The following is a 3056-nucleotide window of genomic DNA, read 5'->3' on the forward strand; positions in this document are numbered from 1 at the left end:
GGCTCGTCGAGGCGCTGGAGAAGGCGGCCGTCGAGGAGGGCGTCGACGTGCGCACGGGTGCCGACGTCGTCGCCGCGGTCTGCCCACCGAGCACCTCCTCTGGTCCGCCGCCGGCTACGCCCAGCTCGTCGTCGACAGCCGGGGCCAGGGCCACGACACCCCGGACCGGACGGCGGGCGACGGCACCCAGTGGGCCGGGGGGTTCATGACCCGAGGCATCGACTCCCCCGAGAACTACTACTACCGGCGGTTGATCACCGACTGCGTACGCGCCGTGGACGCCGTCGCCGGGCTGCCCGGCCTCGACCCGCGCAGGATCGTGGTGACCGGAGGCAGCCAGGGCGGCGGCCTGACCCTCGCCGTCGCCGCTCTCGCCGGAGACCGCGTGGCGGCGGCACTGCCGGACGTCCCCTTCCTGTGCCACTTCCGCCGCGCCGTGCGGATCACCGGGGAGGGCCCGTATCCGGAGATCGCCGAGTACCTGCGCTGGCACAGCCGTGAGCGGGTGGAGCAGACCCTCGCCACCCTCGACTACTTCGACGGCGTCCACTTCGCCCAACGGGCCGCCGTGCCCGCGCTGTTCAGCGTCGCCCTGATGGACCCGATCTGCCCGCCCTCCACGGTGTACGCCGCCTACAACCACTACCGGGGCGAGGACCGCACCATGACCGTCTGGCCCTTCGGCGACCACGGCGGCGGATACGGCTCCAACCCGCCGGTCCAGCTGTCCTGGCTGCGCGAGCACGGTCTCGCACCGGAGCTCTGACCGCCGCGTGAGCACCCCGGTGGGGAACCGAAACCGAAGGTTGCCGTGCACCGGCCGGCGGACACGAACAAGGACGCCCCGGAGCGGCAGGGGCGGTTGGCCTTCCTGGGCCGATCGGTGCGACGGACCGCCTCGCGGCCGCGGCTGGTGCCCGCCCGTGGCCGCCGCGTCACCACGGCGTGTATATGGCGGACGGGCGTTCGGTTAGTCTGGCCGTGCCGGGCGGGCCCGGCTCGGCGTCGGACGGGTCCCGGGGCCGCCGCGGGGGAACGCAGGGGACGGACGGAACGGGCAGAGGTAGAGCGCACGTGACAGACGCAGACCGGGCTCGGGCTCGTCGTGGTGCCGCCGGGGCGGGGCCCCGGGGGCGGCTGGGAATTGGCTCGGTCCGCGGTCCGGCGCCCCGGATGAGGCGCCATGGGTAAGGTCGCGCTCACGGCAGCCGCCCTCTACGTCATCGTGCTGCTCCGGGCCGGAGGGACCTTCGCCGTCGGATGGCTGGCCGGGGCCGGTGCCCGGCGGAGCAGGCTCGCGGGGCGGATCTCGACCGCCAAGTTCGTGCGCGTGGAACGGGCGATCCAGCGGTGGGGCGCACCGGTGGTGGCCCTCTCCTTCCTGACCGTCGGTTTTCAGACCGTCGCCAACCTCCTCGCGGGCAGCATGCGCATGCCGCTGACCCGCTACCTGCCCGCCCTGTTCCTCGGGGGAGCGGCCTGGGCGCTGATCTACGCGACGGCGGGCCTCGGCGTGCTCGAAGTTCTGCTCAGGCTGTTCGCCGAGCACCCGGTGCTCGGAGCGGCCGCCGTGGCCGGTCTCCTCCTCGCGGTGGGCGGCGCGGTGGCGTACCGCAGGAGAAGGGCGGCGGCGTCGGCTCCTCCCGATACCGGGGACGAGGAGTCCTGAACGCGTCCGGAGCCGTGGCCCAGGGGTGAGCACCCCTGGGTACGGGGCGGCACCGATCCGCCCGGCCACCGCACCCGAGGAGTCGCAGGCGTCCTCGCAGCGGCGGAACCGCCCCTGCGCCATCGCCGGCGGAACCGGCCCGGTAGGCCGGACAGCCCGTCGACGCCCGAGGGCACGGTGCTCCGCGGGACGTCGCCCGACCAGCACAGCGGGTACAGGTCGACCGGCCCCCGCAGATCGCGGCCGGAGCGGTGGAGATCGCAGCGCGTCCGCGACGCCGGGGCGGGCGCCGAGCGGGCGGGTGCGCGAAGGGAGGCTCCGGCAGGAGCGGGGCGAGGACCGTACGGGACCACCCCGGCTCCAGGCGGGCCAACCGCGACAGCAGCACCCCGGTCGCCGGCTGCCGGGCCAGGAGGACGGCGGCCGGGACGAAGAAGACCGCCGCCGCGACCGGCGGAGGCGGCCGTCGCGCCCACGAGGCCGGTCTGACCCCGCCGGTCCGGGACGACCCGGAGGCGGATCTGATCGGCGGCGGGGGCGGCGAGCGCCTCGGCTCCCGCCGCTCCTGTCGTCTCCGCCGGTCCTCACGGGCCCGGCCCCGTTCCGGTCCGGCCCCCGCTCCGGCCCGGCACTCCGGTCCGTGCGGCCGGGCCGCGCGGACTCACGGTCCGGCCGGTCCGCGGGGTTTTCCGTCCACCGGGCCGGCCGGTGAGGCATGCGGGGACCTCAGAGCCAGCCCGCGCGCTGCGCCTGAAGGGCCATCTGGAATCGGCTGGTGGCCCCCAGCCGGGCCATCAGGATCTGGACGCGGCGGAAGAGGGTGCGGCGGCTGACGCCGAGTTCGCGGGCGATGACCTCGTCGGGCGCGCCGGCCGCGAGGAGCCCCAGGAGGCGCCGGTCGGCGGGCGGCGGACCGCCCGGGCGCGGGGCGGAACCGCCGTGGAAGGGCAGAGCGGTGTTCCAGGTCTGCTCGAAGAGGGCCACGAGGGCGGAGAGCAGTCCGCACGGCTGCACCACCAGCATCGTGTTGTGCACGTCGGCCTCCCGGATGGAGAGCGACACCAGCGCGTACGCCTCGTCGATGATCACCAGCTTGACCGGGACCGAGGGCAGCACCCGCGCCTGTTCACCGGCCTCGATGCAGGGTTCGATGCTCGTCGTCAGGTTTCCCGGATGCTCCAGCGAGGCGCGCGAGTACACGACCCGCTGCGTCACCCCGCGCGCCAGCGTGGCCAGGGCGTCCTCCGTCGCGCCGGGCAGGGGGAAATAGGGCGGTGAGTCCAACTGCCGGATCTGCTCCCGGGCACTCGCCCACGCCTGCCGCATCCGGGGGCCCACGGCGTCCCCGGTCACGACCTCCACCAGATGGTCGTTGTACGAGGCCAGG

At 75.1% G+C, this 3056-nt stretch carries 3 protein-coding genes; 2 read left to right on the forward strand and 1 reads right to left on the reverse strand.

Going from position 1 to position 3056, the window contains the following annotated elements; translation table 11 throughout:
* Both RIF68_RS32665 and RIF68_RS32670 read left to right on the forward strand, forming a co-directional pair.
* Positions 1-766: acetylxylan esterase (locus tag RIF68_RS32665; RefSeq protein ID WP_309054978.1), on the forward strand; the 766-nt coding region annotated here is incomplete at its 5' end.
* Positions 767-1183: 417 nt separating this feature from the next.
* A complete protein-coding gene (locus RIF68_RS32670; RefSeq protein WP_309054980.1) occupies positions 1184-1669 on the forward strand; it encodes a VTT domain-containing protein in 486 nt (161 codons plus the stop codon).
* A gap of 726 nt (positions 1670-2395) precedes the next feature.
* Here RIF68_RS32670 and RIF68_RS32675 read toward each other — a convergent pair.
* Positions 2396-3056 (reverse strand): LuxR family transcriptional regulator (locus tag RIF68_RS32675; RefSeq protein ID WP_309054982.1); only part of this gene is annotated, 661 nt, incomplete at its 5' end.

Source organism: Streptomyces sp. (assembly GCF_031178505.1).
Taxonomy (GTDB): Bacteria; Actinomycetota; Actinomycetes; order Streptomycetales; family Streptomycetaceae; genus Streptomyces; species Streptomyces gulbargensis.